This window comes from Thiomicrospira aerophila AL3 (assembly GCF_000227665.2).
GTDB lineage: Bacteria > Pseudomonadota > Gammaproteobacteria > Thiomicrospirales > Thiomicrospiraceae > Thiomicrospira > Thiomicrospira aerophila.
Map to the genome: position 1 here is coordinate 509,917 of NZ_CP007030.1, position 24,584 is coordinate 534,500.

The window sequence follows — 24,584 nt, forward strand, 5'->3', positions numbered from 1 at the left end:
TCATGATTAAACGAATTTTTAATGCCATCTCGCGGCGTCTGGCCAGAATTACCCCGGAGCAAACACGCGAGGTAACGGGTGCTGAGATATCCGGCACGAATGTACAGACCTACTCTGGTCATCAGCAGGGTATCCACCACCGCCTGATTGATAAGGCCGCGCTTGATACGGTATTTAGTTTAAAGCGAGCCGGTTATGAGGCCTATTTGGTCGGTGGCGCGGTACGGGATCTGATGTTAGGTATTGAGCCTAAAGATTTTGATATCGTTACGAATGCCTCGCCGGATCAAGTAAAGCAGGTGTTTCGTCATCGCTGTCAGTTAATTGGTCGGCGTTTTCGCCTGGCCCATGTGCGTTATGGCCGCTTAATTATTGAGGTGGCGACCTTTCGGGGTGGCCAGGATGACAATCATCCTGCTCGACAAATTGATGATAGCGGTCGCTTACTCCGCGACAACGTCTATGGCACGATGGACGAAGACGTCTGGCGGCGAGATTTCACTATTAATGCGCTCTACTATGATCCCAAACGCGATGTTGTTATTGATTATGTAGATGGGCGTGAAGATTTACAGGCTGCTCAAATTGCGTTAATTGGCGATCCTTGGGTTAGATATCGTGAAGATCCGGTGCGAATGATTCGTGCGGTGCGCTTTGCGGCAAAGCTTGGTTTTAATTTAGCGCCAAGCGCTGAGGCGCCGATTGCGGAGTTGGGCGGCTTACTAAAAGAAGTATCCAATGCACGCTTATTTGATGAGGTGCTAAAGCTATTTCATAGTGGTGCGGCGATATTGGTATTTGAAAAGCTGCGCCATTATGATTTGTTCAAACATCTGTTCCCGTTAACAGATGCGATTTTAGCCACTGAAAACGAGCATTTTCCCCGGCAGTTAGTGATTGAAGCGCTGCAAAGTACTGATCGACGTATTGCTGAGGATAAGCCGGTTAATCCTGCATTTTTGTTTGCTGCGATGCTTTGGGAGCCGATGATGCAAGCTCGGCAAGATTATTTGGATGATGGCTTGTCGCCTCAAGATGCGTTATTCGCTGCCGCAGGTGATGTGCTACATATTCAATGTTCGCACACCGCTGTACCGAAACGCTTTACTGCACAAGTTCGCGATATTTGGAATCTGCAGTTTAGATTGCATAAGCGATTTGGTGATCGAGCCGCTGCGTTAAGAGCCCATCCGCGTTTTAGGGCTGCTTATGATTTTATTGGCATTCGGGTTGCGGCCGGTGAGACTGAGCTTAAAGATTTATTTGATTGGTGGACAGACTACCAAGAAAAAGATCCACTTGAACAGATTCGTTTTGCTAATCAAATGGTTCGCGATGCCAAACCAGGGCGGCGCAAACGTTCTAATCGTAATTTTTACCGTAAAAAATCAGATCAGTCTGCTACCCATGACTAACCACACTAAGGTTATAGAACAGCCACCAACAGATAACTGGGTGCAGGTTTTTGTGGGCTTAGGCAGTAATTTAGGTGATTCGGAGCAGGTACTGCGGCAGGCCTGCTTTGAGATGATGCAGTGGTCCTCGGTTCGTAACCTGCAGGTCTCTAACTGGTATAGGTCTAGACCCCAGGGACCACAAGATCAGCCTGATTATGTTAATGGCGCATGTTGTTTTGAAACCCATCTAGCGCCTGAAGCCTTATTATCTGCTTTGCAGGCGCTTGAATTAGATTTGGGTAAGGTTAAGCGCCGTCATTGGGGCGAGCGTTTGGTAGATTTAGACATCATCTGTTATGGCCAGCTAAGTATGAAAACGGCTGATTTAACCTTACCGCATCCTATGGCAGCCAAGCGCGATTTTGTCTTGGTGCCGCTACTTGATTTAGCACCTGACCTGGTATTGCCCGGTTATGGCACGATTGAAGCCTGTTTAGCAAAACTGCCGGATACTTTTTTATATGCATCTGATACTTCAGACTCTAAGGTAATGGCATGAAAAAAACTTTGAAACAACTCTATAAAATGGCGGCGGCGCAAGAACCCATAGCTTGTTTGACGGCCTATGATGCGGCCTTTGCGCATTGGGCTGATACGGCGGGCGTGGATGTTATTTTGGTGGGTGATTCCTTGGGTATGGTGGTGCAAGGTCAGCGCACGACTTTGCCGGTTTCGCTTGAGGACATGGTTTATCACACGCAGATGGTACAGCGCGGTAATAAGCAGGCCTGGTGTATTGCTGATGTGCCTTTTATGGCCGATAAAAATCTAGACACGGTGATGGATGCGGCCGCGCAGCTTTTAAAAGTAGGCCAGGCCGATATGGTAAAGCTTGAGGGCGGTCAGCGCATCGTCTCTTATGTGCAGGCATTAGCTGAGCGTGGCGTACCGGTGTGTGGTCATTTAGGCTTGTTACCGCAATCGGTGTTAAAAAAGGGCTATCAGGTACAAGGTACTGACCCCGCGCAAGCGGCGCAGTTGTTAGCCGATGCCCAAGCGCTCGTAGCGGCGGGTATTGATTTATTGGTGCTTGAATGTGTGCCTAGTGAATTGGCAAAGCAGATTACTGCGGCCTTACCCATTCCGGTCATCGGTATTGGTGCGGGGGCTGTGGTTAATGGTCAAGTATTGGTGAGCTATGATGTGCTAGGTTTAACACCTGGAAGAGCGCCCAAATTCAGTCAAAACTTTTTGACTGGGCGTGATTCGATTTTGGCCGCTTTTGAGGCGTATGTGCAAGCGGTTAAAGATAAAACCTTTCCCACTGCAGACCATGAGGTAGGTTAATGCAAGTTGTACAGGATATTGCGGCGTTACGCGCGCAGTTGGCGCAGTGGCGTCAAGCTGGCAAAACCTGGGCCTTGGTGCCGACGATGGGTAATTTACATGCCGGTCATTTGAGCTTGGTATCACTGGCACAAAGCCATGTTGATTATGTTGTAGTGAGTATTTTTGTGAATCCGCTGCAATTTGGTGAAGGCGAAGATTTTGCCCAATATCCACGCACATTGGCAGCCGATTGTGATCAATTGCAAGCCCTAGGGTGCGATCTGGTGTTTAGTCCCTCAGCTAGCGAGCTTTATCCTACTGAAGGGCGGCAGAGTCGTGTGAGTGCTGATCCCTTATTGGCGTCGCGTTTTGAGGGCGCACTGCGTCCCGGTCATTTTGATGGTGTGGTGACGGTAGTGGCCAAGCTGTTTAATCTAGTGCAACCCCATGTGGCCGTATTTGGTCAAAAAGACTATCAGCAATGGCGGGTGATTCAAGCGATGGTGGCCGATTTAAATTGGCCGATTCAGCTGCTGAAAGGGCCGATTGCGCGTGATACTGATGACTTGGCACTCAGTTCAAGAAATCAATATTTGGATGCAACTCAGCGCCGTATCGCCCCGCAGTTATATCAAGTATTAAGCAAGCTGGCACAGGCTATCGTTGCAACCGAACACCCTATGATCAGTTGGCCAGGTGTCTGTGCAAAGGCACAGCAAGAACTCATTGTGGCGGGTTTTGATGAGGTGGATTATATTGCTTGGGTGGATCAACAAGATTTGACTGATGTGATGGATATCACTAAGCCGAGTGTATTGTTGGTGGTAGCCCGATTAGGCACCACCCGTTTATTAGATAATATCGAGATTATACCGCCGCTTTGAGCGGTGCAATGGTATTGCGAGTATGGGTGATCTTATTGTCCGCATCAACATAAACCAACATAGGTTTATATAAATCGGCTTCAGCCTCAGTCATTTGGGCATAGGTTGCAATAATCAATAAATCGCCTGGTGCCGCTTTATGTGCCGCCGCCCCATTGACCGAAATCGTGCCTGAGTGGGCTTCTGCACTAATAGCATAGGTGGTAAAGCGCTCGCCATTACGCACATTATAAATCTGAATCTGTTCGTATTCGCGAATACCCGCCGCGCTTAGTAAGGCGGCATCTATTGCACACGAGCCTTCATAATCTAGTTCGGCGTGTGTCGTGGTCACACGATGAATCTTTGATTTTAAAAGTTGAATTTGCATAGTGTTATGTGCCTGCCTGTAAAGGGGATCAAAAATAAATCGGCGCCCATTATACCTAATAGGGCGCCAATTACCAAATCATCAACCTATATCGCGTTGATTAACGCTGTGCTTAATCTAATACCTAGCCGGTATTGCGCATACCCGCTGCAATTGCGTTAATGCTGTTAAGAAGGGGTTTAAGCCAAACCTCTCGTTCTTGCTCAGTGACATTTTCGTCTTTGTAACGTTTTAGCAATACGATTTGGATATGATTAAGTGGATCCAAATAGGGGTTGCGGCGTTGTAAAGACAAGGCAATAGATGGGGTTTCAGCCATCAAGTAAGGATTGCCGCTCACCGATAATGAATAGTCAACGGTGCGGGTATGTTCTTCAGCAATCATGTTATAGATGTGCATGGCTTGCGCTCGATCACTGGCAATTTCACAATATTCTTTACCGGTAATTAATTGCGTTTTGTACAACGCCATTTGAATGTTACTCAATAATGCGCGGAAAAATGGCCATTGGTTATACATATCTAGCAGGCCTGCTTGACCATGGCGTTTCGCCCATTCATCTAGCGCATAGCCTGTGCCAAACCAAGCCGGGAAGGTTAAGCGTGCTTGTGCCCAACCGAATACCCACGGAATGGCGCGTATTGATGATTTAGACAAGTTACCTTTTTTACGATGCGAAGGTCTTGAGCCAATATTCAGTAACCCAATTTCATTAACTGGTGTAGCTTCATAAAACAGCTTAAAGAAACCTTCGGTATGATCGGTCAGTAGGCGGTAGGCCGACTCACCATCTTTGGCAAGTTGCTCCATGGTGTTTAGATGGGCCGGATTATCTTCTGCCACATCCGTAACCAAACAGAGTGATGCTTTCATTAGGCCAGTTACGCCCAAGGACAATTCATAGCTGGCTGTTTCAGAGTTGCTGTATTTGTATGACAATACTTCACCCTGCTCGGTAAATTTAATTTCACCGCGCACTGTCCCAGTCGGTTGTGACAAGATCGCCATATGGGTTGGACCGCCGCCGCGACCAATTGTGCCACCGCGGCCATGAAACAAACGACAGTCAATTTCAAACGCATCAGCCACTTTCATGATTTTTTGCTGCGCTTGATAAAGCGACCAAGCCGATGAAAGATTGCCGCCATCTTTGGCCGAATCAGAATAGCCCAACATGATTTCTTGTTGGTTGCCGCTGGCTTTTAATAACGCATGATAGGTTGCGTTGTTAAATAGGTTTTCGGTTACCGGAACGATGTGTTCTAAATCTTCAATGGTTTCAAACAGTGGGGTGATATGAATGTCACAATAGGGCTTGCCTGCGTTATAGCCTGCCAGGCCTGCTTGATGCGCTAAAAATAACACTTCCATGACATGACTGGCTTCATGAGTCATGGAGATGACATAGTTATTAAAGGCTTTAGGGCTGATTTCTTTGCGCAGTTCGCGTAGCACATTAAAGACTTCGAGCACTTCCACGGTCATCGGCTTCAATGCCAGATGCTGGGTATCAATAATGGTAGCTGAAGCAACATGCTTAGCAAGCAGAGCTAATTTGTCGTTTTCGTCTAAGGCATTGTAGTCAATATCAAGATGACTCAATAACTCGGCAACCGCCTCGGTATGCACAGTGGACTCTTGACGAATATCCAAGCGCATTAAATAAAAGCCAAAGGTTTCCACTAAGCGAATCAAGTCTTTTAAGGTGGCATTCGCTACACTATGATCCCCGTGATTACACAACGAATCATGGATTAAGTGTAAGTCAGCCAAAAACTCATCTTCTGAGCTATAAGCAAAGCGTGACGAAGACTGGGGTTGTTCATTGTTTAGTCGCGCTTCGATATAGGCCAAATTTTCTCTGATCCGACCACGCATCAAGTATAAGAAACGGCGATAGGGTTCATCTTTAAAGCGTTCTGCGCGTTTGTGAAAGACCTTTTCAAGCAAATCGGCATCGACAATCGTCGCACGATTGATCACGTCCTGGTGAATGTCACATATGTGGCGTGAATGCGTCAGCATTGCGCTTAGTTCAAGCAAGCGTTTTTCATACTCATAAAGTACGGAGCGAGATTGAAGGTAAATCGCTTCACGAGTGGTTTGATGGGTAACAAACGGGTTGCCATCTCGATCGCCGCCAATCCATGAACCAAAAGATAGAAAAGGTGGAACTTGGTGGGCAATATCGGGATAGTGACGGCTAAGGGCTCGCTCAAGATAGCGGTAAACCTGAGGCACTGATTGGAATAAGGACTGACGGAAGTAGTAGATACCGTTGCGAATTTCATCACTTACCGTTGGTTTTGACTGGCGAACCTCGTCAGTTTTCCAGAGTACCTGAATTTGGTAACGCAGCTTATCAATAACGTCTTGTTTGGTATAGCTGTTATTGTGTGTTTCTGCTTCATTGAGACCGTCTAGCGTCACGAAAATACGACGCAGGTTTTCCATAACTGCGCGGCGCTTGGATTCGGTCGGGTGGGCAGTAAATACCGGAATGTATTTAATACGGCTTAATAGCTTTGATACGTCATCACTTGATAAACCGGCTTCTTTAAATTCACCGATCGTTTGCAGCATGGACCCCATCCAAAGTGGGCCATCAGATTTGAGCTGGCTTTGACGATCATGATATTGATGCTCTTCTTCGGCTAGGTTAGCCAAGCTAAAATAAATGTTGAAGGCTCGAATAATTAGAATTAAGTTTTCGGGGGTTTGTTGTTCAATAAAATTAATCAGCGATTGGCGTAATTCGGGATCGTCTTGTTTGCGAAGTTGGATATAGCCACGACGGAGTTTTTCTACTGCATCGAGGGTAGCTCTACCTACTTGGCTTTCAATAACTTCACCAAGTAGTTGACCCAGCAGTTTAACGCGCGCGCGTAACTGTTTGTCATGAGATTCAGTTTGGGCAGATACATTCATGTCAGTGCTTTTCCAAAAAAATTTGCACAATTATAGCAGAATTAGTCTAGTGGCAGGGGGTTTAGTGAAGAGATTAGCGAGCGAAACGGCTCGCTAATCGGTGGCTATTGCTGTCTAGATGGAAGACTTAGCCTTGGTAACGCGCGGCACCGGCTAGGATTTCAGCAAAAGCGCCTTCTGCATCTGTCCAGCCTTCAATTTTGACCCATTTACCGGGTTCTAGATCTTTGTAATGCTTAAAGAAATGTTCAATCTGCTCTTTTAGCAAGGGAATTTGTTCGACGGCAGTGATGTTTTTATAGATCGCGCTGAGCTTATCAACGGGAACAGCGATAACTTTGGCGTCTTCACCGCCATCATCGGTCATTTTTAACATCCCAATTGGGCGACAACGAATCACGGAGCCCACTAATAGTGGGTGAGGGGTGACGACTAAAACATCGACTGGATCGCCATCATTGGCAAGGGTTTGGTTAATGTAACCATAGTTAGCAGGGTAGGCCATCGTGGCGCCTTGCAGACGGTCAACCCAAACAAGATCCGTGTCCTTGTCAACCTCGTATTTAATCGGTGGTGCGAAAGCAGGAATTTCAATAATTACATTAATATCATTTGGCAAGCTTTTGCCTGCTGGAACGGCTGCATAACCCATGTCATGTCCTTTAAATTGTGTAGGTTTGTAAAACAACACCACCCGCTGGGCGGGTGGTAAGAATCTTGATGCTTGATATAGCTAGACAAAAAAGCTTAGTCTTTTAAATAACCCATGGCTTTTTCAACTTCATTTTTTGAACCAAGCATAACGGGGCAGCGCTGATGAATGCCCTCTGGTGTCACGTCCATAATATGCTCACGACCCGTTGTTGATAAGCCACCTGCTTGCTCAACGATCATGCTCATTGGGTTGCCTTCATACATTAGGCGTAATTTACCCGGTTTGTTTGGCTCGCGGTTATCCCATGGATACATGAAAATACCGCCACGCACTAGAATACGGTGTACCTCAGCAACCATTGAGGCTACCCAGCGCATGTTATAGCGTTTGGCTAGTGGGCCGGTTTCGCCAGCTAAGCAATCATTGATGTAGCTTTTCATGCCGTCTTCCCAGAAGCGCTGGTTAGACATGTTGATCGCAAATTCTTTGGTATCTGCTGGGATTTTAACCTGCTCGCGCGTCAATACAAATTCACCAATATGGCGGTCAAGCGTAAAGAAGTTCACGCCTTTACCTGTAGTAAGGACTAGGATTGCTGAAGGGCCATAAAGCACATAGCCTGCAGCTACTTGCTTGCGTCCATTTTGTAAGTAAATGGTCTGATCATCGCCTTGACGGCTATCATCTGGTGCTTCAAGAATAGAGAAGATGGTGCCCACTGATAGGTTAACATCAATATTTGACGAGCCATCTAATGGGTCAAACAAGACTAAGTATTTACCTGACTCTGTACCCGCTACAGTATAGTCTTCTTCTTCTGAGGCGATCCCTTTAACGCAGTTGTCTTCAACTAGGATTTTTTTGAGCAGGTCATTAGAAACGACATCCAAAAGTTTTTGCGTTTCACCTTGAACGTTTTCTGTGACGCTCGAACCTAAAATACCGGCTAGATCGCCTTGGCCCAGTTTATGGGAAATCTCTTTACAGGCAATCATAATATGGCTAATAACTTGTTTCAGTTCGCTATTGACGCCATCACGTTTCAAAATTTCATGCAATCTAATCATGGATTAACTCTCAGTTGGTTTAAAAAAATTCAGTAAATTCTAACCTTTTCGGTTAAAAAAACAAGTTTTTTGCAAGATTAGCTAGGGTTGTTCAGTGGCTTGGGTTGAAGGATCAGGTCGAGGCGTGCGAGTGATTCTTCGCTCTTCTATTAAACTGAGGGTGGTGCTGAAGGTGGTTTGATGGCGTTGCACACTGAGCACGTAGTTAACTGTTTCATGGCCTATTCGTCGGCGTGCAATTTGTTCAACGTTATAAAACCATACGTAAGGGTTTAGACCTTCGCGCTCAGCTTCTCGTTGCAGTTGTCTAATCCTAGTTTGCCCAGCGTTGTAGGCCGCAAGAGCAAAGTTTAAGCTTTCTTCTGGCGTGTAATCCGGTCCGGTAAAAACTTGATGTTTAAGATAAGCTAAATATTTCGTGCCGGCGTGAATGTTTTGCTCGAGTTCATCGATAGCTGGAATATCAATTTGTGGTGCGGCTGCGGTGCTGGGTAGAATTTGCATGATCCCTACCGCACCCCGTCCGCTAATTAAGTTGTTGCGAAAACGCGACTCTTGAAAGGCAACGGCTGCAACAAGTAACCAATCTAAATTATAAAAATCGCCATAAAGCTCAAAGTAAGGGCGTAATTGATTAAGTTGATCGAAGCTTTCTGCTGTGAGTCCGGCTTCTTGTAGCCAGCGATTTTCGTTAAAGTATTTATTAAAAAGTAAGTTGCTTAAATAGCGCCCAGGCTTGGCTTGATGTTCAATAAAGTTATTTAGGGAGGCCAGTAACTCTGGGTTGTTGTTTCTTACCGCCCAAGCCAGTTGGCCTTCGTGATGAAATCGAAAATCAGGGTAGAGTAAAAGGTTGTCGAGTACTGGCCACCAAGCTCTAGCAATATGGTCGTCGGTGATCGTAAAGTCAATAATGCCCGCATTAACTAGCTCCAATACATCTTCAGCATCGAGTGTGCTAGGTGCTTGAATAATTTCGATGGGTTGAAGGCCTAACTGGCCTAAAAATTGATTAGCTAGCATCAGGTTAACTAAATAGCTGCTGTGTGCAACTACCATAATTTTTTGCCCGGCTAAGTCCTCTAATTTTGATACGGGAGTAGCTTGTTGGTGGCTGACCAAGATTTCGTTGACGCCTGTAATGTAAGGCTGGGTAAATAGGGCAAGATTTTTGCGCGTCTCGGTAACCGTCAGCCCTGCCGCAATAATATCGCCGCGGCCGGCATTGAGTGCGTCAAATAATTGGTCAAAAGGGGTCGGGATAAACACTAGGTGGGTTTGATAGCGTTGCTGCAGTGGGCCACGATTTAAACTTTGTTCATAAGCGCGCAGGAATTCATATTCTAAGCCGAGGCTACCATGTTCAGCCATAAAGTAATGCGTGCGGTTATAGCTTATTAATACTCTAATAAGGCGTCGTTCTCGCATTTCCTCCAAGTCGCCAAAAAAAGGTTGCATCAGTCTATCGTGGTAGGATTGAAAGAGCGTTTGCTGGGGAGGTGTTGCCGCATTTAATGGTGGGCCAATTGTGACATAAAGACCGAGTATGATTATGATAAGGCTAATACGGGCGCGTGTTATGAACGCCTGGCATGCGCGATAAGTTTCTGTAAGCCCATCTCTCATAGTGGTAAAGTTACCCTTTAACATAATTTTGATTTTAGAGCCTTGATAGACCATTAGCTAGTAATTTTTTTGTGAGGCAGTGCGGATGAAAACAACTCAACAGGTAAAACGGGTCAAATTTGCAATTATTGGCGCCGGCTCGGCCGGTTTAACCGCTTGGTCTGAGATCAAAAAACAAACGGATGATTATGTGCTGATTGATTCGGGGCCACTGGGCACGACCTGTGCGCGCGTAGGCTGTATGCCTTCAAAGGCGTTGATTCATATTGCTGAGCATTACCAGGCCTGGCAAGGTGCTGCAGCGTTGGGGATAGAATTGCCTGCACAGCCTATTCTGCATGATGACCAGGTGCTCAAACGCGTGCGGCGTTTTCGCGATAGATTTACGTCTGGCTTGATAGCGAACACCACAGATAAATTATCAGAGCAGCATTTTATCAGCGGACGAGCCGTGGTCTATCCAAATGGTGAGATCCATGTTGATGATCATGTTATTGTTGCCGAGCGGATTATTGTGGCGGTGGGCTCGAAGCCGATAGTGCCAGATGGATGGTCAGCGAATTTGGGTGACCTGGCGCTGACTAGTGATACTATTTTTGAACTCGAAACCTTGCCAAAACGCTTGGCTGTGATTGGTTTAGGGGTAATTGGCTTAGAGTTGGGCCAGGCGCTAGCCTATTTAGGTGTCGAGGTAATGGGTTTTGATGCTCAAGGTCAAGTCGGCGGTTTACAAGATCCATTTTGTAATGAATTTATGCTCGAACACGTTGCAAAAACCTTTCCGGTTCAAATAAATCAACAGGTTGTGCCGCTGCGCGTGCAAAATCAGGTTAAAATAACTTACCAAGGTGGTGAATGGTTAGGTGACAAGGTGTTATTAACCCTTGGCAGACGACCTAATTCAGACTGGCGCTCTGAGGCTTTGCAAAATTTAACTGTTGATCCAGTCACCTTGCAATTGGGTGATTTGCCCATTTTTGTTGCCGGCGATGCCAGTGGTTTTCATGGAATTTTGCATGAAGCTAATAGAGAAGGCAAAACCGCCGCGCAAAATGCTATACACTACCCGGTGTTAACGGGCAGTAAGCCGTTAACCCCAACGGCCATTGTGTTTAGTGATCCTCAGCTCTGTCGAGTGGGGGTTTCGTTTAATGAGCTTGACCCGCGTGAAATAATAATTGGGTCGTTCGATTTAAATTGTAACAATGGCCGTGCTATAGTGATGGACCAAGATTATGGCCGAATTCGCTTGTATGCAGATCGAACCAGCGGGCGTTTACTGGGCGGGGAATTAGCGATGCCTAGTGCCGAACATCTTGGTCATTTATTAGCTTGGTCTGTGCAAACGGGCCTAACGCTAAATGAAATGTCAGCCATGCCTTTTTATCATCCAGTTTTGGAAGAAGCTGTGCAGAATGTCATAGACACGATGCTGGATGAATTTAATGCTGAGCAAGGTTTGACGAAAAATTAATTGGGTTTGGGATGGCAGATAAGATTAAGTCATCCCAACCCACCTACTAAGTAAGATGGAATCGAGTGACTGAACAAACTACTACACCTGTTATAGACCCCTTTGCTGATCGTGAAGCGGAAAAATACGACAACCCTATCCCGAGTCGGGAATTTATTTTAGAACACCTAGCCGAACTACAACAGCCCATGCGTTTGGGGCCGCTTGCTCAAAGCTTGGGCATAGATGAGGAAGATGAAGAACGTTTTGAAGCTTTGTCGCGCCGTCTAAAAGCGATGTTGCGGGATGGTCAATTAATTAAAAACCGTCGTGGTGCCTTTGGCTTAATCCAGAAAATGGATTTGATTAAGGGGATTGTTACAGGCCACCCGGATGGGTTTGGCTTTGTCGCCAGCGAGCAAGTTGAGCGGGATTTATTACTCTCTGCACATGAAATGCACAAGGTTTTACATGGCGATGAGGTTATCGTATCGATTGTGGGCGAAGATCGTCGCGGACGACAAGAAGCTGCTATTGTTGAAGTAACGCGTCGTGCTAACGAAGAGCTGGTTGGGCGTATTCACATTGAGCAAAACCTAGCATGGGTTCACCCCAACAATAATCGTATTACCCAAGATGTGTTTATCCCCGCCGACGGTTTATTAAATGCGCAGGAAGGGCAAATCGTGCGCGTAGCGATTGTTATGCATCCGTCACAGCGTCATGGCCCAGTGGGCAAGGTGGTGGAAGTGCTCGGTGACTACATGGCACCTGGCATGGAAATCGATACGGCGATTCAAACTTTTAATATTCCTAATAAATGGTCAGAAGAATTATTGGCGGAGTTAGCCGCCATTCCGTCAGTGTTGACCGAGCAGGATTATGCCGATCGTAAGGATTTGCGTAGTCTGCCATTGGTGACTATTGATGGTGAAGACTCCAAAGATTTTGACGATGCGGTCTTTGCCAAGCGCCGTAAAAATGGCTGGCGCCTAGTCGTAGCGATTGCCGATGTCTCTCACTATGTTAAGCCAGGTTCTGAACTGGATAAAGAAGCCTATGAGCGTGGCAATTCGGTATATTTCCCCCAACGGGTTATTCCGATGTTGCCAGAAAAGTTATCCAATGATCTTTGTTCACTTAATCCGAATGTGGACCGCGTTTGTATGGTGTGCGATATGTCCATCACTGAAGACGGTCAGTTAGAACGCAGCCAGTTCTATCAAGCGGTGATGAACTCCAAAGCGCGTTTAACCTATAACCAAGTCCATCAAATGGTCACGGATTCAAGTTCAGCTTTTAGAGCCGAATTTGCTGAGGTCGTTGATGCAGTTGATCAACTCTATGAGCTTTATCATATTTTGCATGCGGCACGAGCTGAGCGTGGTGCGCTAGAATTTGATACGGTGGAAACGCGAATAGTGTTTGATGGTGAGCGTAAAATCGATAAGATCATTCCTGTCGTTCGTAACGATGCGCATCGTTTGATTGAAGAATGTATGCTGATGGCCAACGTGGCTGCAGCACGCTATTTAAAGTGGCACAAGCTGCCGATTGTCTATCGTGTTCATGAGCCACCTAAAGAAGAAAAATTGACCAAGCTGCGTGGTTTCTTAAAGGACTTTGGTTTAAGTTTAGAAGGGGGTGATGAGCCAAGTGCACAGGACTTTGATCAGGTCTTACAAGCGGCACAAGGCATGCCATCTGAGCATTTAATTAAAACAATCATGTTGCGTAGTATGAATCAAGCAGTGTATCAGCCGGATAACAAAGGCCATTTCGGCTTGAACTTTGAACACTATGCGCATTTCACATCGCCGATCCGTCGTTATCCAGATTTGTTGATTCATCGTGCCATTCGCCAGGCCTGGTTAAAGCAAGGGGCACAAGGCTTTGCCTATAATGAAGAAGATATGACTCGAATGGGGCGTCATTGCTCTGATACCGAACGTCGTGCCGATGAAGCAACGCGTGATGCCGTGACATTCCTGAAGTGTGAGTTCTTGTCGCATCGTTTAGGTGAAGAATATGATGCCGTGATCAGTTCAGTAACTAACTTCGGCATGTTTGTTGAGCTAGACCCGCTTTATATTGAAGGTTTAGTCCATGTCACTGAATTAGGTGAGGATTACTTCCATTTTGATGCAGTACGTCATTGTCTAAAAGGCGAGCGTACGGGTAAGGTTTATCGTATTGGTGACCGTGTCAAAGTACAGGTAGCTCAGGTTGTCCTAGATACCCGTAAGATTGATTTGCGACTAATTAACAAACCTGCTGATGAAGTGCTCGTTGTTGAAAACGACAGTGATGATTTTGACAACCCAGTTTCAGAGCAAGAAGGCGAGGGCGAGGCGAAGAAAAAGCGCCGTTCACGTTCGCGCTCTCGCCCAAATAATCGCAAACGTCGTACTCGATCCAAGGCTAAGAATGACTGATCAAGTCTATGGCTTGCATGCCTTAGAGCCACTGCTGGCAAAGCATCCCGAGCAGATTTTTCAGGTAGTCTTCTGCGAAGGGCGTTTAAATGCCCGTCAACAGGCCTTACTGGATCTCGCAATGCAATTGGGCGTCAGAGTGCAGCGCGCACCTAAAAAAGTGTTTGATCAGCTGGCGGGTGTGCATCAGGGCGTCTATGCTGATGTTGCCGCGCAAGCGGCTTACACCGAAGCGGATTTACTCGACTGGGTTGCCAAAACAACCGACCCACTGCTGGTCTTTTTGGATGAAGTCCAGGATCCACACAATCTAGGCGCCATCCTCCGTACGGCTGATGCAACGGGTGTGACCGCTGTTGTGGTGCCAAAGAATAATGCAGTAGGCCTAAATGCTACGGTGCGTAAGGTGGCCTCTGGTGGCGCCGAATCAGTGCCGCTAGTAGTCGTCACTAACTTAGTGCGTACGATGGAGCAGTTACAGCAGCAGGGTGTTTGGTTTACTGGCTTGGCGGGAGAGACAGAGCAAACGCTCTATCAGGCTGATTTAACCGGTCCGGTGGCGATAGTCTTAGGCGCCGAAGGCAAGGGGTTGCGCCCTCTAACGCGTAAGGCCTGTGACTATTTGGTGGCCATTCCTATGCAAGGGCAGGTGTCCAGCTTAAACGTATCGGTTGCAGCAGGGGTTACCCTTTATGAAGCCGTAAGACAGCGCCAGCTTAAATAAGCTAGCGCGCCGATTAACACTTTTTATTGTTCCGCTACGTAGATAGCACCGGTTTCTGGATCAATCTCCAAATCAACTGGTGTTAACTCTTCTCGCCAGCAAGGTCCTTCAACACAGACCCCGTCCTCAATTCTAAAAAAAGCATCATGGACTGAACATTTCATGGTCATTTCAAAGGGATTAATATCAATTTTATAGGCTTCATCCAATGGCACATCTTGGTGCGGACAGTTATTTAAATAAGCCTTAATTTCATTGTCATGCTTAATCAATACAACCTTGTGACGCAGTCCCGGTGCAGGCACAACGGTCGCACGTGAATTGGTGATATGTTTAATATTGGCAATGGGTTTGCGGGTGACCAGAGGGGCTAATAGATTATCTAAGCCGAGTTGTTGGCATTTGCGGCGTGCAAGCTGATTGCCAGCTGCGACGGCGTCTGCTAGCGGTTTTTGAGCGATTAACGCATCAATCGTGGCGGCGATAAAGGTATCGCCGGCGCCTAGGGTATCGACAGGCTTGGCTAAGGCTTGAGTGGGTTGGTGACTGGGTTGACTTCCTGGTGCCGCATACCAGGCCCCATCACTTCCCCAGCTACAGATAATAGTCGCCTGCGGTGCTAAGGCTTGTAGGTGGGTGATCAGTTCATCAGCCTGCACCAATCCCAAGGATTTAGCATAGGCTTCACCCGTAAAGATGATATTGACCTGTTCTAATAGGGCTTCAAGCCCGTCCCGGGGTTTTTCCAGCTCAATAGAAATAGGCTGGTGGCTTAAAAAGGTTTTAGCAATATTGAGCATGCCACCCAGTGCGTCAAGGTTGCGTCCTTCAAAATGCAACCAGTCAAAGGTTTCAATTTCAATTTTGGCAAAATGCTCAAAGCTTATTTCAGGTAGATCACGATAATGAACAATGGTACGCGAGCCATTTTGTTGATTAATCTGCACATAGGATGTCGGGGTCGAGCCTTGAATAAAGCGTTGAATTAGGCTTGTATCTATGTGTCGTTCTTCTAAGGCCTTTTTAAGGCGTTTAGCGGCATCATCGGTTGCCAAGGTGGCACAAATGGCACAATCATGTCCCAGTTGCTGCAGTACGTTTAAATTATTGGCGACATTACCGCCCAGCGCAAACACTCGAGTCTGTGCACGTTGTTCGGAATTTTCTGACGGATAGTGGGGTAAAAAAAGTTGCGTATCAAGAACTAAATTGCCTATACCTAAAATGCGCGCCATGTCGTTTAAACTCGAAAGATAAAAATAAGTTTAAATTTTAACGCTTCAGGCCTTTTAGGTCACGTCTAAAACCTAATTAGCAGGTTTTTATTAAGCTTTATGCAAAAAACTGCTTGATTTTTGTTGAGATAGTTTGCTTGTGCACGAAATAGTTTAAAAATTTAATTTTAATCATGTTTTTAGGGGGTTGACATGAGTTGTATTTTATTAAATTGTTGTATTTAAAGGATTTATTGATTAAGCGACTGTTGAGGTCTGGCTGGGAATTATTCACAAAATCTGTGGATAACTCTGTTAATGAATTTTTAAAAACTGCGCCAAGTTGTTAGTATCGCAACTAAAGTTTTAGATTGCTTAAAAATTAGACAGCTTTCGAAGCTGAGAACATCTGGTGACTTTTTTAATAAAAAAAACCTGCCAATTGGCAGGTTTTTAACGATGCTTTTGGGTGATGGGGCCTAAGCCATCATCAAATTAATAGAGTAAAAAATGCCTGCCGCAAGTAAGGCTGTAGCTGGAACGGTAATGACCCAAGCCGCAACCACTTTCAAAATGATTGAGCGCTTAACCAATTCTTGGTTGTAGGCTTTTCTGAGACCTTTACGCTCTTTTTTGGTCAAGTGGGCATCATTTTCCAGGCTCTTGGTTTTTAAGTCTTGCAGCATGCGGCCTTTCTCAGCCAAGCTGGCTTTGTCAAAACGGCGAATAAAGGCTTCAACAATTTCACGTTCTTGTCCTTCGTGATGTTCTTCGATTTGTCGAATCATCCGTTGGTAATTCGCCTTTAAATATTCACGTAAAAAACCGACCCCAAAAATAGCACCGATGGTAACGTGAGTGGTACTGACTGGAAGCCCTAATTGTGAAGCTAAAATAACCGTTAGGGCTGCGGCCATCGCAATACAGTAGGCACGCATCTGGTCAATATCAGTAATTTCTGAGCCAACGGTCTTAATGAGTTTGGGGCCATAGAGCGCCAAACCTAGCGCAATCCCTATTGCACCGACCACCAGAATCCACATTGGGATGGCGGCTTTAGTGCCACCTACGTCACCAGAAGTGAGTGCTTCATGAATCGCGGCTAAAGGCCCCACCGCATTAGCGACATCGTTTGAGCCGTGTGCAAAACTTAATAGCGCGGCAGCAAAAATTAATGGGATAACAAACATTTGGTTAACGCCTTTTTTGCAGTTAGAGGCAACAACTGACGCGCGATTAACCAGTGGACGAGTAATAAAATAGACCATAGTGGCAACGGCCAAACCGACTAAGGCCGAAGTTAAGAAGCTGACCTTCATGATTTGGCTAAAGCCTTTCATCATCAAATAGGTGCCAAAAGCCCAGCCCATCAAGGCTAACAACCAAGGCACCATGCGGCGTGAGGCATCCATCATATCTTCTTGATAGGTAATCGTGCGTTTAATGGTGTAAAGCAGCAGGGCCGCAATTAACCCGCCCAGCATGGGCGAAATTACCCAACTCGCCGCGATTTGTCCTACGGTGCCCCAGTTAACAATCGCCCAGCCAGCTGCGGCAATACCCGCGCCCATAACGCCGCCTATAATAGAGTGGGTAGTCGAAACCGGTGCGCCGAGAGCAGTCGCAATATTTAACCATACTGCAGCGGCCAGCAACGCGGCCATCATTAGCCAAATAAAGGCTTCGGTATCATCTACATCAGCCGGGTTGATAATGCCACCTTTAATAGTGGTAATGACGCTACCACCCGCAATGATAGCGCCTGCCGCCTCAAATACCGCTGCAATAATGATGGCCGTGGTGAGGGTCATTGCTTTAGAGCCAACCGCAGGGCCGACGTTGTTAGCAACGTCATTAGCGCCGATATTCATCGCCATATAACCCCCAATCATCGCGGCAACGACTAGGGTAAAGCTGATATGACCGTAATTGATAAAGGTGTATAGTATGACACCAATAATGAACAATAACGCTAACCCAAAGCGCAAGAGTTCTTTGCGGCTACGTTGGCCAGCCTCTTCAAGGTGTTGAATATTTTTCAGTTCCATAAGCGGTCCATGTAAAGATATAAAAGCGAGTTGTAATAAAAATGTCAACGGATTGTAACACTTAAGAAATAAAAGTGAAGCAATTGTTTATCTTGTTGAAATACATATTGATTTTGTTGGAATTTAAAGAAGATAGGGTAGAAAAATGTTAAGTTATCAGCATGGTTTTCATGCCGGCAATGCCGCCGATTTGCTCAAACATCTTGTGCTGGTGAATGTGCTGGCTTATATGGTCAAAAAAGATAAACCTTTGGTTTATGTTGATACCCATGCTGGATCGGGAGGCTATAGTTTGGCCGATGCGCAAGCACAAAAAACCCTCGAGTTTAAACAGGGCATTGGACAGCTTTGGGCGTTGCCCGAGCAGGCCTGGTCACCGAGCATAAAGGCTTATCTTGAAGTGGTAAGTGCCTTTGAACAGCAGGCTCGTCAACTTACGCAACAGCAGGTGTCTGGACGTTTTTATCCAGGTTCTCCGGCCATTGCGCAACATTGTCTGCGTGATATTGATCGTTTGGTAGCTTACGAGTTACATCCGCAAGCCTTTTCACAACTCCAAGCGCACACGGCAACAGACCGGCGGGTTAAGATTTACCAACAAAATGGCTTTCAAGGACTGATTGCGCAAGTCCCCCCCAAAGAGCGTCGCGGGGTCATCTTAATCGATCCGCCCTATGAGCTTAAGCAAGATTATGACGAAGTCGTAACACGTTTGTTGGCCGCCTATAAACGTTTTGCGACCGGAACCTATTTAGTTTGGTATCCAGTGGTTGAACGACGTCGGATAGATAAAATATGGCGTGATTTAAAAGCCAGTGGCATCCGCAATGTTGCGGTATTTGAGCTGGGTTGGCAAGCTGATAACCCTGGTCGTGGCATGACGGCCAGTGGTATGATAGTAATCAATCCGCCATGGACATTAATGGCGACTATGCAACAAGATTTAGCGCTGCTGAAGTCGCTTGTTGCAACTGAGCAGGGTTTTTGGCAAGCGGATATGCTGGCGGCAGAATAAACTTTAATTTAGCTAAGCGCTTGTTTAACTACACTAAGGGGCTTCGAATGTGGATTGTTTTGCGTCGCATTGTTGTGTTTTGGCTATTATCTCTAATGATATGGTGGAGCTTGGCTGATGGACAACTCAGCTCGTTCGCATTGATTTGGACGCTTGCGGCTGCATTATTAATGCACAAGCTTTGGCCACCCTTAAACTACGCACTTCACTGGCGATATGTGCCCTCTCTGATCCTGCTTTTTGTTCGTGCCTCTGTATTGGGTGGTTGGGACGTCAGTCGTCGCGCCATTCAAGCCAAGCCATCACTTCACAGCTGTTATCTAGATTACTATCTGCAATTACCTGAAGGCTGGGCCCGTAGTGTTTGGGTCAGCTTAATTGGGTTATTTCCGGGGACCTTAACTGTAGCTGTATCGCAAAAATGGGTGCGTATTCATTTATTGGATGATTCATTAAACGTCCATCAAGATTTACAAGCATTAGAAGGCTTGCTCGCCAAATTTATTGGGGTAGAAATACATCCGTCGCAGCAGGTTCCTAAGGTTATTGCCCCTGCTCAAGGACCTATGGGGGTGAGCAAATGATCACATTCCTCTGGCTGGTTGCGGCTGTGTTGGCGTTGTTGCTATTACTTGGGTTATGGCGAGTGATTCAAGGTCCGAATTTGACTGATCGGATGCTTGCTGCACAGCTTGCAGGATCAACTGGTGTGGCCTTGGTTGTGGTGTTGGCTTGGGTGATGCGCAATCAAAATTTGCTAGATGTAGCCCTGTTACTAGCGCTCTTAGCTGCGATAAGCGGCATTGCATTTGCAAAGTTATTGCGGCCAGAACAACTCGATAGCCATCAAAAGGGAGCAGATGACCATGTGGATCATTCATAGTCTCGCGAGTATCAGTATCTTAATTGGTTTGCTGTTTTTTATTGCCGGAACTTTAGGTTTGTTGCGCTTTTCAGATGATCTAAGCCGTCTGCATGCGCTGACTAAAGCGGATAATTTAGGTCTCGGGTTAGTCTTGTTGGGTATGGCCATGTTGTTTTTAAGCCTTAACATCACGCTGAAATTATTTTTGATTTGGGCGTTGGTGATTATCAGTGCCGCCGCCGTTAGTCATGTTATTGGACAAAGAGCCTATCAACAGCAACGTAAAAAACAACTCAATAAGCAACCCAATAAGCAAGTTGGAGAGACAAGATGATTCTGGTCGATTTAATCCTTGCTTTGGCTATTATTATTGTAGCGGTGCGTTGTTTAGCAACACCTAATCTTGCTGAGTCGGTTGTTTTGTTTATTGTATTTGGTTTGTTGCTAGCACTGGTCTGGGTGAGATTGCAGGCACCAGATGCTGCTTTAGCCGAAGTCGCCATTGGAGCGGGTTTAGCCGGCGCGCTTTTGCTGGCAACGCTGAGTCAAATGCACCACACCCAGGATATAAAGCTGACTAAAACGAATTTACTTAGTTTGGTCCTACCGATTGGTGTGGGCGGGCTATTGGCATTTAGTTTAATGAGTTTAGTGCAGCCTGCGCCAGGATTGTCAGATTTGGTCATGGCTAATATTACGCTATCCGGTGTGGAGCATCCCGTCACTGCGGTACTGCTCAACTATCGCGCCTGGGATACGGCCTTAGAATTGGCCGTACTCATGTGGGCTTGGGCAGCACAACGGGCTTTGGGCCCAAGCTTGGCGTGGCATGGCGTTAAGTTACAAGGACGGGTGCTCATATACTTTAGCCGTTTAGTACTGCCATTATTAGTGTTGATTGCTGGGTATATATTATGGCAGGGCGCCTATTTATTAGGTGGCGCATTTCAAGCCGGTGCGCTCTTGGCTACGGCATTTATTTTGGCCTTCTTGGTTCAGCAAGCCCAATTGGGTCAAGCAAGTCCGGTATTCGTATCTTGGTTGATTCATCACTGGGCGGTTAAGCTACTCTGGCTGGGTGGTTTATTGGCTTTTTTTGGTATTGGATTAGCAGGTCTGCTTTTGGGGTATGGGTTTATGGGTTATGACCCAGCTTATGCAGGGGCTTTGATTTTGGCAATTGAAATAGCCGCAACCTTTTCTATAGCGCTTATTCTGGCCGCGCTGTTTACCGGTGAGGGACGTCGTTATGAATGAAATCGCCATCTATTTAGTCACCGGCTCAGTACTGTTTTGTATAGGTCTATGGGGCGTGGTGATGCGCCAGCATTTGTTACATAAAATACTCGGGGTCAACATTATGGGGTCTGCGGTGTTTATGCTGTTTTTAGCTTTTGCAGCACGGGCACAACCGGCCGATGCGGTACCCCACGCGCTGGTATTAACCGGCATTGTGGTTGCCATTAGTGCGATGGCCTTGGGGCTGGCGTTAATGAAACGTGTCGCCAAGGAATCTAAACAGCATCATGCTACGCTGGAGGATTCGCAATGACGGCCTTGCTACCCGGTTTAGTGTTATTGCCACTTATTGCAGGTGGGTTAGCGGCCTTGTTTCGCTCGCATGGACGTTGGATAACGCTCACCGCTGGGCTAGGAATGCTAGTGATGTTGGTGTTACTGAGTATCGATGCATGGGGCGTCGGCCAGTATCAAGGATTATGGGCGTTAGGTGGCTGGGAGCGGCCATTAGCGATAGCCTGGTATTTAGATGATTTAGCCCATTTGATGCTGTTGCTGGTAGGGCTGGTGAGCTTAGCCATTATGGCTTATGCGTGGTTTGATACTGAGACCTCAGCGCATTTTTGGGGGCTGTGGTTAGGTGGCTGGGGCGCAATGAATGCGCTGATTCTTTCAAGTGATTTATTTAATATTTACGTCACAATTGAACTCTTGGGTTTAGTGGCGGTGGCGCTGGTGGCGCTATCGACCAAAGCGGGTGCCGCTGCAGCCGCAATGCGTTATTTAATAATTAGCTTAACCGGTTCGATGTTTTTTCTACTGGGCGTCGCGTTGATCTATGGCCAATATGGGCGTTTAGATCTAATTGGTTTGGCTGAAGTGGTTGAGCATAACTGGGTGACGCATTTGGCCTGGAGCATGATGTTATTAGGCCTGCTCGCCAAAACAGCGGCTTGGCCGTTACATGGCTGGTTGCCGCTAGCACATGGTCGTGCACCGACGGCAGCGAGTGCCTTGCTGTCAGCGTTGGTCATTAAGGCGTCGTTTTATTTAATGTGGCGATTTGGCGTGGGACCTTTTGCCGCGCTCGGTAATGAACTGATCGCTCTGCTGTTGGCGCTATTGGGTACGATGGCTATTTTTTGGGGTTCTTGGCGTGCCTGGAAAACGCCGTTGCTTAAAGAGTTAATCGCTTGGTCAACGGTGGCACAAATTGGTTATCTGCTCATTGGCTTGGCCATCCTGTTGCATCCGCAATCAATATTGACTGTCACCGATCAATTTAACCCGAGTTTACTGTTATTTTGGTTAATCGCAGCGCATGCCTTAACCAAGGCGGGTTTATTTTTAGTAGCGGGCAATTTAATTTTGCTGACTCACAGTTATCAACTAAAAGATCAACTAGCCGTGTTATGTAATTCCCCTTTAACCTTGTGGACACTGGGCTTGGGTTCGGTAGCCTTAGCAGGCCTGCCTTTAACATTGGGTTTTATCGGTAAGTGGTGGTTAATTGAGTCGAGCGTGGCCTTAGGTCAGTTTTGGTTGCTCGCGCCTTTGATATTAGGTGGGGTATTTACGCTGGCCTATATGGGTCGTTTATTGCAACCAGCGCTTGAGCAGCGCTTGCTGTGTCAGTTTGCACCCAAGCAGGCCGATGGCCGTCCGGCAGAGTGTATCAGTGACCGTCAATTAGCTTGGCCATTGCTTGCTGTGCCTTTCATCCTCGTGTTAAGCGTATGGGTATTAGCCTTGTTTCCGCTTTATCCATGGGGGGCGACCTTATGATCGAACAGTTAATTAGCTGGACGACGGCTTATTCATTTTGGCCGTTGGTCATTATGGGCTTGTCATTTGGTGTGGCGTTGTTGGTGTTTTTAATTGCCGAAGAGCGTGTTTGGTTGCGCTCAAGTGTTAACATCGCGGCTGCATTGATTAAGCTAGTGTTAGTGTTGGCGTTAATGCCGAGTTTGCTACAAGGGCACACCTATGAGTTTGGCTGGACGCTCGTGCCCGGCTTGACGATTCTGCTCAAAATAGATGGCTTAGCCATGCTATTTTTGGTGTTGTCAGTGTTTTTATGGTTGCTTACCACCCTTTATGCCATAGGTTATTTAGAGGGGGGGGTAAATCGCGCGCGCTTTTTTGGGTTTTTTAACCTCTGTGTCAGTGCCACCACCGGTGTGGCCATGGCGGGTAACCTATTCACCTTCATTATTTTCTATGAATTGCTGACCTTGGCAACCTGGCCGCTGGTGGTACATCGTGGCACTGAAAAAGCCTTGCAGGCTGGTCGGGTATATTTGCTCTACACTTTGAGCGGGGGCTTGGTGTTGCTTACCGCCGCGATTGGCCTGCACCTTTTAGTGGGTACGCAGGCGTTTGTGGTGGGCGGCTATTTAAATGACTATTGGGCGGCTAATCCAGATATGGCGCCAATATTGTTTGGCTTAGGATTAGTGTTTATCGCCGGTTTAGGCGTGAAGGCCGCGTTATTTCCATTTCATGGTTGGTTACCCACAGCGATGGTGGCTCCTGCGCCAGTGAGTTCCTTGTTGCACGCTGTCGCCGTGGTTAAAGCCGGTGCCTTTGGCCTAGCCCGCTTTGTCTATGAAATCTACGGCATTTATGTGTTTAGTGACTTGTATTTGCATTGGGTGTTGTTGGGCATGGCCAGCTTTACAATTGTCTATGGGTCGGTGCGCGCATTATTTCAGCAGGATATTAAAAAGCGCTTGGCTTTCTCAACGGTTAGCCAAGTGTCCTATGTGGCGCTAGGTTTGGCGCTGGCAGGGCCAATTGGCGCTATTGGCGGGTTAATTCATATAGTGCATCAAGGGTTTATGAAAATCACCCTGTTTATGGCCGCCGGTAATTATGCTGAAACCCTAGGGGTGCACAAGATTAAGGAGCTCAATGGGGTTGGCCGAGTCATGCCACTGACCACGCTGGCCTTTACGATAGGAGCACTGGGCATGATTGGCTTGCCGCCTTTGGCCGGATTTATTACCAAATGGTATTTGGGCTTGGGCGCGTGGGAAAGTGGTTTTTACTGGGTGATTGGCGTATTAATTATTTCCAGCTTACTGAATGCCGCTTACTTTTTACCGACGATCTATCGAGCTTGGTTTTTACCACCACCTTCGCAATGGCCGCATCGTCAGGTGCTGAGTCAGCGTTTTGAAACCCACTTACTCTTGTTAGTGCCGCCATTGGTGACTACAGTAATGATTATTGTGTTGGGTGTCTGGGCCGGTCATGTAGCCACCCCATTGGGTTGGGTATCGACCCTGGTCGCGAGCGAGTTTGAGTGAGGGAAGCAATGATTAATTAATGA

General features: G+C 46.7%; 22 protein-coding genes. 15 read left to right on the top strand and 7 right to left on the bottom strand.

Annotation, left to right across the window (positions count from 1 at the left end; translation table 11 throughout):
• The first annotated feature begins 2 nt into the window (after positions 1 to 2).
• From pcnB to panC, 4 genes are read left to right on the top strand one after another with little or no spacing between them, the layout of a single operon-like run.
• Complete coding sequence (pcnB, locus tag THIAE_RS02430; RefSeq protein ID WP_006459915.1) at positions 3 to 1,415, top strand: polynucleotide adenylyltransferase PcnB; 1,413 nt, start codon at positions 3 to 5, stop codon at positions 1,413 to 1,415.
• Positions 1,408 to 1,956: a 2-amino-4-hydroxy-6-hydroxymethyldihydropteridine diphosphokinase gene (gene folK / locus THIAE_RS02435; protein ID WP_006459916.1), complete on the top strand. Its 549-nt coding sequence runs from the start codon at positions 1,408 to 1,410 to the stop codon at positions 1,954 to 1,956. The genes pcnB and folK overlap by 8 nt, the downstream gene beginning before the upstream one ends.
• Positions 1,953 to 2,744 (top strand): 3-methyl-2-oxobutanoate hydroxymethyltransferase, encoded by a 792-nt coding sequence (panB, locus tag THIAE_RS02440; RefSeq protein ID WP_006459917.1) that lies wholly within the window; start codon positions 1,953 to 1,955, stop codon positions 2,742 to 2,744. The genes folK and panB overlap by 4 nt, the downstream gene beginning before the upstream one ends.
• Complete coding sequence (gene panC / locus THIAE_RS02445; protein ID WP_006459918.1) at positions 2,744 to 3,610, top strand: pantoate--beta-alanine ligase; 867 nt, start codon at positions 2,744 to 2,746, stop codon at positions 3,608 to 3,610. The genes panB and panC overlap by 1 nt, the downstream gene beginning before the upstream one ends.
• Here the strand turns inward: panC and panD are convergent.
• From panD to THIAE_RS02470, 5 genes are all read right to left on the bottom strand, one after another.
• Positions 3,594 to 3,980 (bottom strand): aspartate 1-decarboxylase, encoded by a 387-nt coding sequence (gene panD, locus THIAE_RS02450; RefSeq protein WP_006459919.1) that lies wholly within the window; start codon positions 3,978 to 3,980, stop codon positions 3,594 to 3,596. The two genes, panC and panD, sit on opposite strands and share 17 nt — an antisense overlap.
• A gap of 124 nt (positions 3,981 to 4,104) precedes the next feature.
• Positions 4,105 to 6,909 carry a phosphoenolpyruvate carboxylase gene (gene ppc, locus THIAE_RS02455; RefSeq protein ID WP_006459920.1) on the bottom strand — a complete coding sequence of 935 codons (2,805 nt, stop codon included), beginning with the start codon at positions 6,907 to 6,909 and terminating at the stop codon, positions 4,105 to 4,107.
• Positions 6,910 to 7,036: 127 nt separating this feature from the next.
• Positions 7,037 to 7,561 (bottom strand): inorganic diphosphatase, encoded by a 525-nt coding sequence (ppa, locus tag THIAE_RS02460; protein WP_006459921.1) that lies wholly within the window; start codon positions 7,559 to 7,561, stop codon positions 7,037 to 7,039.
• 95 nt (positions 7,562 to 7,656) lie between these two features.
• Positions 7,657 to 8,631 (bottom strand): class 1 fructose-bisphosphatase, encoded by a 975-nt coding sequence (locus THIAE_RS02465; RefSeq protein ID WP_006459922.1) that lies wholly within the window; start codon positions 8,629 to 8,631, stop codon positions 7,657 to 7,659.
• Between the two features lie 81 nt (positions 8,632 to 8,712).
• On the bottom strand, positions 8,713 to 10,089 hold the full coding sequence (locus THIAE_RS02470; protein ID WP_239232389.1) for an MltF family protein: 1,377 nt from the start codon (positions 10,087 to 10,089) through the stop codon (positions 8,713 to 8,715).
• 253 nt (positions 10,090 to 10,342) lie between these two features.
• On the opposite strand from THIAE_RS02470, the gene THIAE_RS02475 reads away from it, so the two are divergent.
• From THIAE_RS02475 to rlmB, 3 genes are all read left to right on the top strand, one after another.
• The gene (locus THIAE_RS02475; protein ID WP_006459924.1) at positions 10,343 to 11,731 is read left to right on the top strand and encodes a dihydrolipoyl dehydrogenase; all 1,389 of its coding nucleotides are present in this window, start codon (positions 10,343 to 10,345) and stop codon (positions 11,729 to 11,731) included.
• Between the two features lie 65 nt (positions 11,732 to 11,796).
• On the top strand, positions 11,797 to 14,145 hold the full coding sequence (gene rnr, locus THIAE_RS02480) for a ribonuclease R (RefSeq protein ID WP_006459925.1): 2,349 nt from the start codon (positions 11,797 to 11,799) through the stop codon (positions 14,143 to 14,145).
• Entirely contained in the window at positions 14,138 to 14,869 is a 732-nt protein-coding gene (gene rlmB / locus THIAE_RS02485; protein WP_006459926.1) for a 23S rRNA (guanosine(2251)-2'-O)-methyltransferase RlmB, read from the top strand. The genes rnr and rlmB overlap by 8 nt, the downstream gene beginning before the upstream one ends.
• A 23-nt stretch (positions 14,870 to 14,892) precedes the next feature.
• On the opposite strand, the gene THIAE_RS02490 is transcribed toward rlmB, so the two are convergent.
• Positions 14,893 to 16,104 (bottom strand): PfkB family carbohydrate kinase, encoded by a 1,212-nt coding sequence (locus tag THIAE_RS02490; RefSeq protein WP_006459927.1) that lies wholly within the window; start codon positions 16,102 to 16,104, stop codon positions 14,893 to 14,895.
• Positions 16,105 to 16,562: 458 nt separating this feature from the next.
• The gene (locus THIAE_RS02495; RefSeq protein ID WP_006459928.1) at positions 16,563 to 18,131 is read right to left on the bottom strand and encodes an inorganic phosphate transporter; all 1,569 of its coding nucleotides are present in this window, start codon (positions 18,129 to 18,131) and stop codon (positions 16,563 to 16,565) included.
• A 145-nt stretch (positions 18,132 to 18,276) separates the two neighbouring features.
• Here THIAE_RS02495 and THIAE_RS02500 point away from each other — a divergent pair, with 145 nt between their 5' ends.
• Genes THIAE_RS02500 through THIAE_RS02535 form a run of 8 tightly spaced genes read left to right on the top strand, consistent with a single transcriptional unit; the run spans position 18,277 to position 24,561 of the window.
• Positions 18,277 to 19,146 carry a 23S rRNA (adenine(2030)-N(6))-methyltransferase RlmJ gene (locus tag THIAE_RS02500; protein WP_006459929.1) on the top strand — a complete coding sequence of 290 codons (870 nt, stop codon included), beginning with the start codon at positions 18,277 to 18,279 and terminating at the stop codon, positions 19,144 to 19,146.
• 47 nt (positions 19,147 to 19,193) lie between these two features.
• The gene (locus tag THIAE_RS02505; protein WP_006459930.1) at positions 19,194 to 19,730 is read left to right on the top strand and encodes a Na+/H+ antiporter subunit E; all 537 of its coding nucleotides are present in this window, start codon (positions 19,194 to 19,196) and stop codon (positions 19,728 to 19,730) included.
• Positions 19,727 to 20,029 carry a monovalent cation/H+ antiporter complex subunit F gene (locus THIAE_RS02510; protein WP_006459931.1) on the top strand — a complete coding sequence of 101 codons (303 nt, stop codon included), beginning with the start codon at positions 19,727 to 19,729 and terminating at the stop codon, positions 20,027 to 20,029. Before THIAE_RS02505 ends, THIAE_RS02510 begins: the two co-directional genes overlap by 4 nt.
• Complete coding sequence (mnhG, locus tag THIAE_RS02515; RefSeq protein ID WP_239232390.1) at positions 20,007 to 20,345, top strand: monovalent cation/H(+) antiporter subunit G; 339 nt, start codon at positions 20,007 to 20,009, stop codon at positions 20,343 to 20,345. Before THIAE_RS02510 ends, mnhG begins: the two co-directional genes overlap by 23 nt.
• Positions 20,342 to 21,268, top strand: coding sequence for a hydrogenase subunit MbhD domain-containing protein (locus tag THIAE_RS02520; RefSeq protein ID WP_006459933.1), 927 nt, complete (start codon positions 20,342 to 20,344; stop codon positions 21,266 to 21,268). Before mnhG ends, THIAE_RS02520 begins: the two co-directional genes overlap by 4 nt.
• Complete coding sequence (locus THIAE_RS02525; protein ID WP_006459934.1) at positions 21,261 to 21,563, top strand: cation:proton antiporter subunit C; 303 nt, start codon at positions 21,261 to 21,263, stop codon at positions 21,561 to 21,563. Before THIAE_RS02520 ends, THIAE_RS02525 begins: the two co-directional genes overlap by 8 nt.
• A complete protein-coding gene (locus tag THIAE_RS02530) occupies positions 21,560 to 23,035 on the top strand; it encodes a complex I subunit 5 family protein (protein WP_006459935.1) in 1,476 nt (491 codons plus the stop codon). The genes THIAE_RS02525 and THIAE_RS02530 overlap by 4 nt, the downstream gene beginning before the upstream one ends.
• Positions 23,032 to 24,561 carry a complex I subunit 5 family protein gene (locus THIAE_RS02535; RefSeq protein ID WP_006459936.1) on the top strand — a complete coding sequence of 510 codons (1,530 nt, stop codon included), beginning with the start codon at positions 23,032 to 23,034 and terminating at the stop codon, positions 24,559 to 24,561. The genes THIAE_RS02530 and THIAE_RS02535 overlap by 4 nt, the downstream gene beginning before the upstream one ends.
• Positions 24,562 to 24,584: the final 23 nt, after the last annotated feature.